The 7,505-nt window shown below is 41.5% G+C and carries 7 protein-coding genes and 1 pseudogene; 4 read left to right on the plus strand and 4 right to left on the minus strand.

Annotation, left to right across the window (positions count from 1 at the left end; genetic code table 11):
• Positions 1 to 75: 75 nt before the first annotated feature.
• Both AC5JM2_RS20920 and AC5JM2_RS20925 read left to right on the plus strand, forming a co-directional pair.
• Positions 76 to 291 carry a hypothetical protein gene (locus AC5JM2_RS20920; RefSeq protein ID WP_495836763.1) on the plus strand — a complete coding sequence of 72 codons (216 nt, stop codon included), beginning with the start codon at positions 76 to 78 and terminating at the stop codon, positions 289 to 291.
• A 64-nt stretch (positions 292 to 355) separates the two neighbouring features.
• Positions 356 to 1,936, plus strand: a complete 1,581-nt coding sequence (locus AC5JM2_RS20925; RefSeq protein ID WP_495836764.1) for a TAXI family TRAP transporter solute-binding subunit — start codon at positions 356 to 358, stop codon at positions 1,934 to 1,936.
• A gap of 309 nt (positions 1,937 to 2,245) precedes the next feature.
• Here the strand turns inward: AC5JM2_RS20925 and AC5JM2_RS20930 are convergent, their stop codons facing one another.
• The gene (locus AC5JM2_RS20930; protein WP_495836765.1) at positions 2,246 to 3,778 is read right to left on the minus strand and encodes a YifB family Mg chelatase-like AAA ATPase; all 1,533 of its coding nucleotides are present in this window, start codon (positions 3,776 to 3,778) and stop codon (positions 2,246 to 2,248) included.
• Positions 3,779 to 4,881: 1,103 nt separating this feature from the next.
• Between AC5JM2_RS20930 and AC5JM2_RS20935 the strand changes: the two genes are divergently transcribed.
• Positions 4,882 to 5,061: a CopG family transcriptional regulator gene (locus tag AC5JM2_RS20935; RefSeq protein WP_495836766.1), complete on the plus strand. Its 180-nt coding sequence runs from the start codon at positions 4,882 to 4,884 to the stop codon at positions 5,059 to 5,061.
• Positions 5,062 to 5,377: 316 nt separating this feature from the next.
• Here the strand turns inward: AC5JM2_RS20935 and AC5JM2_RS20940 are convergent, their stop codons facing one another.
• Together AC5JM2_RS20940 and AC5JM2_RS20945 are read right to left on the minus strand one after the other, a co-directional pair.
• On the minus strand, positions 5,378 to 5,530 hold the full coding sequence (locus tag AC5JM2_RS20940) for a ribbon-helix-helix domain-containing protein (RefSeq protein ID WP_169265918.1): 153 nt from the start codon (positions 5,528 to 5,530) through the stop codon (positions 5,378 to 5,380).
• Between the two features lie 301 nt (positions 5,531 to 5,831).
• A pseudogene (locus AC5JM2_RS20945) lies at positions 5,832 to 5,927 on the minus strand (IS5/IS1182 family transposase); the annotation flags it as partial.
• 193 nt (positions 5,928 to 6,120) lie between these two features.
• Between AC5JM2_RS20945 and AC5JM2_RS20950 the strand changes: the two are divergent.
• Complete coding sequence (locus tag AC5JM2_RS20950) at positions 6,121 to 6,288, plus strand: hypothetical protein (protein ID WP_495836767.1); 168 nt, start codon at positions 6,121 to 6,123, stop codon at positions 6,286 to 6,288.
• Positions 6,289 to 6,620: 332 nt separating this feature from the next.
• On the opposite strand, the gene AC5JM2_RS20955 is transcribed toward AC5JM2_RS20950, so the two are convergent.
• The coding region (locus AC5JM2_RS20955) for a transposase (RefSeq protein ID WP_495836768.1) at positions 6,621 to 7,505 on the minus strand (885 nt) is incomplete at its 5' end.

A 7,505-nucleotide genomic window follows, 5' to 3' on the forward strand; every position in this document is an offset into this window, starting at 1 on the left:
ACGTCCGGTTCTAACAGAGAGGGACGGGGAATAATATCCCCTCTCGACTCTACCAGATTATGACCGCTGGTTGGTATGGTTACGTCCTACCGTAAAAAGAAGCCACGTTGTAATGTACGGAAAACAATTTATCTGCCTTTGGAAGAAGGGCGGCTGCGCGGGTTCCCACAAGGGATAAAGGTTCAAAAACCAGAGATGCTGTGTAAGACCATCACCGACTTGAGTGTCGGACATTCAGCAATGAGTGTACCCAACGTGGTAACGGCAAACGAGACGCGAAACCCCCACTAAAACGGTACTCCGTTTTAGTGGTGGGTACTTCACGAAAACAAAGCCATAGAGGCTAGTAAGTGAAATGATTCCGAAACTAACTAGCAGGGTAATTTGGGCAAATCTACTAGATAATATTGTATCAAAGGGTATTCGATTTATCTATCGTCCAAAAGCTGTTTTACTTTTGCTGAGCGGTTTAGCAGGGGGAGTTTTATTCAGTAGTTGCAGTTCACAGCCAAGTCACATTATTATCTCCAGTGGTGATGTTGGTAGTTATTACTACAGCTTAAGCGAACAAATTAATAACTCTACCAACGCGACGGTGAAAATCTCTGTTGATAATCTTCAATCGCAAGGCTCTCAGCAAAACTTAAAACGCTTGCTTGATCACCAAGTCGATTTTGCGATCGCACAATTAGATGTTGCCAATAAAGCAATGCGTGAAGGACAGGTTAAAGCGGTTGCAATTTTGGCAAACGAATATGTCCACATTATTATCCGTAAAGATTCTGGATTAAAAATGTTCAGTGATCTTCAAGGAAAGCGAGTTGCAGTTGGTAATCCCGGTAGCGGGATGAGCTTTACTGCTAGGCGATTACTTGAAGCAGATAACCTAAGTGTTAAACAAGATAACTCTGATTTTGATCAAGCATTTAAGAAACTGAAATCTCGGCAGGTGGATGCAGTTGTCTATATAGGAAGTCTAGGTGCTAGTAAAAATCTACGGCAACAATTTGTAAACAATCCTGAGTTAAAGCTACTTCCTCTTGAACCTGCATTAATCAACAGCTTGACAGTTTTTGATCCTGGTTCTTATCAAGGCGCAGAGCTACCTATCGGAACTTATACATCGCGTCCAGCCATTCCAGACCAGAAATTACCGACTCTCTCAACTGCTACCGTTTTGGTGACTCGCCCCAAGATGAATCGGCGGACGGTTGCATTGGTTACCTGGTCTATTCTTTCCACTGCCCGTAACTATTCCCAGTTCTACCCCGCACTCCAAAATGAACAGCCAGAAAATTTACTGAGAAAAGGGATATTTGATATACATCCAGCAGCAGAGGAGGTCTTTGAACGCGGCGATCCTCGTATGGCACTGATGCATTATTGGCAACATAACACTGACTTGCAGTCTGGAGTTTTTATTTTGGCTTCGACGAGCATCTTAGGAATAGTGTTGCGACAATGGCGCAGACGGCGATCGCAAAAAATGATCACCACAACTGCTACCCGAATCAATGAACTCAAATTACTATTGCCAGACCACCCCCAACAAGCATTAAATGGTATTGAAGACCTCAGCCAAGAGCATCGGTTGATGTTCGTTGAGGGCACAGTGACAACCGAAATTTACGATCAACTGCGGCAAAAAACACAAACTTTTACAGACCAGTGTCGTAGACTTCTGGAACTACAGCGCAAAAAGTTTGTTATGGAAACTCTGCTATTGCTAGATGAATGGCAAGCAACGTTGCAGACAAATCCAGAGGAGGCATTAAAAAAGCTGAGTCGTATTAAGCAGCAGTATCGAGATATGCTGCTATCAGATCAGCTTGACATTGAAGCATACGTGGAACTTATGCAGCTAACTCTTATTTCATTAATAACCTTGGTTCCTAAACAGTATCAAAATGGAATAAACTTTGTAAAACATGACTAAACATAGTAAACAGTGAAAAGTATTAGCGACAGTAAACACGGATAAATGATAATGTTGTCAAATTCAACTTCCTATACCAATTTGAAAAAAGAATGCGACAGATAGAATGCTAAAAGCAATTACCAGTAAGTCTTTTACAATCACGCCAGTTCGCTCAAGTCGGGAGACCCCTTCGGGTTCGCCAGATGCCTGCGGAGGGAAACCCTCCCGCAGCACTGGTCTCACCGCCCACGCGACTGGCTCCAAAATCTAAAATCCAAAATCTAAAATCTAAAATCCAAAATCCAAAATCCAAAATCCAAAATTGTATTATTGCATTCTATCGATTGTGCGATATTGAATCGCTTCAGCAATGTGATGTGCTTTTAACTCGTGATCAAGAGCTAAATCTGCAATCGTTCGCGCTACTTTAAGAATGCGATCGCTCGCCCTTGCTGACAAACCTAATTTTCTAATTGCCGCTTCTAATATGTTGCGACTACTATCATCTAGTTTGCACCATGTCTGAAGGTGACGGCTCTGCATTTGAGCATTGCAAGAAAGATTTTGTTCATTTTTAAATCTATGGGATGCGTAGTCGCGTGCTTGTTGCACCCGTTCCCTGACTGTTGCTGATGATTCCCCTGTCGGTTGTTGAGTAATCTCTTCTGCTTTGAGACGATTAACTGCAACTTGCAAATCAATTCTATCCATCAAAGGTCCAGAAAGTTTTGCCCAGTATTGTTCTCTTTGCCTTGGGGAACACGTGCATTGCTGAATCGTATCTCCGTAGTAACCGCAAGGACAAGGATTAGTACTCGCAACCAAAGTAAACTGAGCTGGAAACATAACGGATTGTTTGGTTCTCGAAATCGTGACGTAGCCATCTTCCAAAGGTTGACGCAGAAATTCTAAAACATCTCTTTTAAATTCTGTCAACTCATCTAGGAATAAAATACCTCTGTGTGATAATGAAATTTCACCAGGGCGAGGAAAGCTACCGCCACCGACGAGAGAAGGACCAGAAGCCGAGTGATGGGGACTGCGAAAAGGGCGATCGCGCACCAATGATCCTCTATTTTTCAATAAACCAGCGACCGAGTGGATACGAGTCACTTCCAGCGCTTCTGAAAAAGACAATCCGGGCAAAATACCTGGTAAACGTCGTGCCAGCATGGTTTTGCCACTACCAGGCGGTCCCACAAAAATTAAATTATGTCCGCCAACCGCCGCAATTTCTAAAGCACGACGAGCATGAGCCTGTCCTTTGACATCGTTCAAATCTGCTGTTTGCATCAGATTTGCCTGTATCGTCTCTACAGTGTGATCCAACTGCACAGGTTTGTAACGCCCTGGATTATTCAAAAAATCAGTGACCTCAGATAAATTTTTGAAGCCATAAACTGCCAGTCCTTCCACCACAGCAGCTTCTTGTGCATTATCAGCAGGGACAACTAAACCTGTAATTCCCATTTTTTGGGCAGTCGCAGCGATAGGTAGGACACCTGCAACTGAGCGTAAACTGCCATCCAGAGACACCTCGCCTAGAAAAAGATGGTCTCCTAACAAATAAGCGCTAACTTGTTCAGAAGCTGCCAAAATTCCCACACTGATAGGCAAATCAAAACATGGACCTTCCTTGCGTAAATCAGCAGGTGTCAAATTTATGACAATTTTTCGCATAGGAAAGGCAAAACCAGCATTCTTGAGAGTTGCTTTGACTCTTTCGCGAGACTCTTGCACCGCTGTGTCTGGAAGTCCTAAAACGACAATTCCCGGCAAACCTCCTGAAACGTCCACTTCAACGCCCACTTTTACAGCGTCGATCCCGACAATTGATCCACTCCAAACTCTGGCAAGCATGTGCTGAATATTTGATCAAGAATACTAAACCTATAGAATCTCTAGCAGATCAACAGGTAAATCGGCATGAGTGAAACCACAGAGACAATTTTTAGCAAAATCATTCACAGATGATGCTGTTATCATGTTATTTTTCTGAAAAAAATAATAAAAATTTGTGGATTGACCTTGCTCGCTATGGATGCAAAATTGAAGCATCCAAAAGCGAAATCTGATAACTTCGTTGAAAATTAGCTGAGCGATCGCCTATTCAACAATTATCACTTATCAGTAAGCCAGCGCTATGCAGGAGGGAAACCCTCCTGTGTCCTATGCCTATGACATGCCTGCACCGTATGCGCTCTTGCATTGCAAGAGCGTGTCCCAAAGAAAAGAGACTTACAAAGTAGCGTCTCTAGAGGAAATACGGACACGCTGCTTTGAACAGTACCAGTCTGACTGTTCACTGATTTTATTTGCGGTTTCATCTTTTGACAAGTCAAACGGTTGAAATTGATGTCTATAAAGCGATGAAGTTTCTTTTCGCTTCACAATACACAGGTAAGTGAAAATCAGGAAGTTAAGGATGAACTTAAAGGGATAGTAAAGTTTTTTTAAGCGAATCTGGACTCTCAGTATTATAAAATACAAAAAAACTTTTTATAATACTGAATTTATTGCTTGTTCTTATTGGACTGAAATTGTAGAAAGTCATGTTTTTCAAAAAAGTTTTTATATGTAGCGATTCAGATGAGTGTTGTCTTCTGCAATACATAGTTTGAGCACTTATCTAGCCTTTTAATATTATTTTGTAAAAAAATATTGAGCGCTGCTTGTCTTATTCCTTTACTCGTATCCCTTCGTAGCAAATGAGGGTGGTTTCATACAAATAGAGGAAAACTATAATTCAGTGGCAGAGTACATAAGCATTTTATTTTGAGTAAAAAAATACGTAAATAACTCAAGTAAGCAACTTTGTCGGCTACACAAATAAATCAGTACTTCATTACAAACGAGAAGCGCCATTTGAGTTAAGTTCAATCTCAAAATCTAGATTTTCGCTGGTAAAAATGGTTCGGGATTGCCAATATTTATTAAGTCATCTTAATAAATATATAGAAACAATGAACGAGCCAGCCGCCTATACATTTCCCGGTTTTTCAACCCTCAGTAAAAAACCAGCAGTCAAAGAAATCACCGTAGACTTGACACCTATTGAAGCTTCAATGCTAGAAAAGTATTGCAACCAGACAGGCAAAGCAGCTACAGATGTGATCCTGGAGCTTATTCAAAAGTTATCCTGAACCTAACTTTTCACACCAACTCTGAAACGTTAGCGTCTACAAGCGTTGTTGTAGCTCAAGTATTCAATATACGATCTAGTACTCGACCAACCGAAAATTGCCGGGTTAAGGAAAGCACAGAAGCAGGGGGAAGCTCTGGAGTTCTAGAGCAGGGGGAGAACAATATTTTTTCTGCAAGCAACCCGTCAAAGTTCGTTTGGTAAATCACTAGAGAAAAGTAAAAGTTACAGATTGTAATCGCTATAATACCTGTAACTCTAAAACACAATGGAGAAAAAATCGCCTACTAGTATCAAAAAGGAACCAAGTGCTCATGCTACTCAGACGTCGTCACCGGCAACGCTCGAATCAGTTCCCGAATTACATCTGTAGCTGCTCTCCCTGTCTGCTCACAATACTTTTCTAGCTTGGAAGCCTCGTTTAATGCCAAGTTTACGGTGATTCGCTTGACTGCCCATTTTTTATTCATGGTAAAAATCTAGTTGTATTACACAAACTTCTGGAACACACAACAAAAATCTGCATTTTTTATATAAAATACAATTATGAAACAATATGAAGTATCTAGGCAACAAGGTTTACTTGAGCCAGAAAATATCTTTATTGTCACTTCGTGAATCGATTCCTTGCAGATTGTGTTAATTACTTACAGCATATCTCAGGTAACTGTGGCACACCATTTTTACAGACAGTTACATATGTATTTTTATAGGCAATTTCTGAATCATTTATAAGAGAATGTCTGAAAAGTTGTGGGGAAGTGATTTTAATTACACAACGTGCTTTAGCATCAAGCGAATCATGGCAACATAAATAAAAGCTTCGGTGGTTTCAGGCAGTACCTCATAATCCTTGCTCAGTCGCCGACAAATGCTGTCGATAATCAGTGCTTTTTCTCTACCGACAGAATACCGTTACGTGAGCTTTCTTACTTCTGAGATATCCTCTAAAGTGTATTGCATTTACCTGCAATCTCCTGTATGATCCTTTCAAGTTTCGTTATATGGTTTTAGACATCTTCAAAAAATGTCAAAGCCTATTCAGGACTGAATTTTTCCCATGAGTTTTGGAAAAAGCCATAGCGATCGCCCGTATACGCCCAACCAAGCTTCGCTTGGTTCCCTGAACTTCGTTCAGGGGAGGCACAAAGTGCCTCGGGCGTGGGGCGCGCCAAGGGCGATCGCATCAGCCAAGGGGCTAGGAACTGTTATTAAAATCTCTGCATAATCCAAATAAAAAAATGTGCAACCTAAGCCCTATACCTGCGGCACGGCTTGAGGCCGTTAGCGTAGCGTCTGTGCAGGAGATACGGACACGCTACCAAGAACAACAACGGGACTACGACTAATTAACGGGTAAGGGCTGTTTCCCGCTTGAAGGGCGGGAAACAACGTTGGATATTTTTTCCCATGTTCGTGCTTAAAGAATTGTTACAGCAAAAGGGTATTAACTCCTAACTTGCACATTTTAGAACCGTTATACAGTAAGGCTTTGAGAAATCTCAGAAAAATGTGCTTGTTTCATATTTTGCGGGAGCGTTAATCGCGCCCGTTGGGCGCTCACATCTTGCACCTGGAAAAATTAATGTCAAAACCACAACTACGTGCAAGGGGAATCAATCGCTGAATATCAAGTAAAAGAAGAGACACGACTATTTGAGGAAAAATAGATTCCTTAGCAGTTTGTATAGCCTCACCCCAATCAGGTGGTAATGGGAAGTGAATTTCCAGATAAGTCCAATGAGCTATGAGGTAAGCAGTAAGAGAAAGAATAAACCAACGATACATCCCAAGTAGAGTACCCTGACCAAAACGGTGTAAACCAAAACGATGCTTCGCAGTTTTAAACCATCCCTCAATCTGCCATCTACGCTTACCCCACCATTTAAGAGTAGAAGCTTTAATCGGTCTAGTAGACAAAACAAAACGCTTTTCCAGTTTTCCCTTGTCGCGCTTAAGGTAGTACCAAGACACGGTGACAGGAAATTTCAAACCGACCAAGCGCACTTGTTGTCCCTGTCGGTGTAAATGCCTTAAAACTCTTGCATCAACTAGCTTACGGTTAATCGCCAGACCTGTAACTGCATGATATTTCAGCTCGCGTACACCGTGGAGAAATTCCACACTACCAAAAGCTGTATCAGCCAAAATGACTACTTGAAAGTGTTTGGTTAGTAATTTTGGTAAACGTTTGACTAATTTCAACCCTAACTGTGCCTGTGAAGGAGTACCTTTACCTCTCCATACTCGGAAACTCCAAGGAATTCGCCATCTTCCGATTACCAAGTATAGCACCACCAGATGTAATCCCCTCTTACCGTTATAAACGGAGATTAAATTCTCAAACTCTTTAAATTTTCCACGTTTTTCAAGAGTTGTCAGGTCAACAATTACCTGTAAAAATGGTCTACGTCCTTGACCAGATTCAGATAAAGTCTTTAAAAT

It is taken from the genome of Brasilonema angustatum (assembly GCF_059505445.1).

Bases quoted from the DNA above. Each gene is read 5' to 3' on its own strand.
- AC5JM2_RS20920 (WP_495836763.1), top strand. From the start codon at position 76: ATGGTTACGTCCTACCGTAAAAAGAAGCCACGTTGTAATGTACGGAAA.
- AC5JM2_RS20925 (WP_495836764.1), top strand. From the start codon at position 356: ATGATTCCGAAACTAACTAGCAGGGTAATTTGGGCAAATCTACTAGAT.
- AC5JM2_RS20930 (WP_495836765.1), bottom strand. From the start codon at position 3,778: ATGCTTGCCAGAGTTTGGAGTGGATCAATTGTCGGGATCGACGCTGTA.
- AC5JM2_RS20935 (WP_495836766.1), top strand. From the start codon at position 4,882: ATGAACGAGCCAGCCGCCTATACATTTCCCGGTTTTTCAACCCTCAGT.
- AC5JM2_RS20940 (WP_169265918.1), bottom strand. From the start codon at position 5,530: ATGAATAAAAAATGGGCAGTCAAGCGAATCACCGTAAACTTGGCATTA.
- AC5JM2_RS20950 (WP_495836767.1), top strand. From the start codon at position 6,121: ATGAGTTTTGGAAAAAGCCATAGCGATCGCCCGTATACGCCCAACCAA.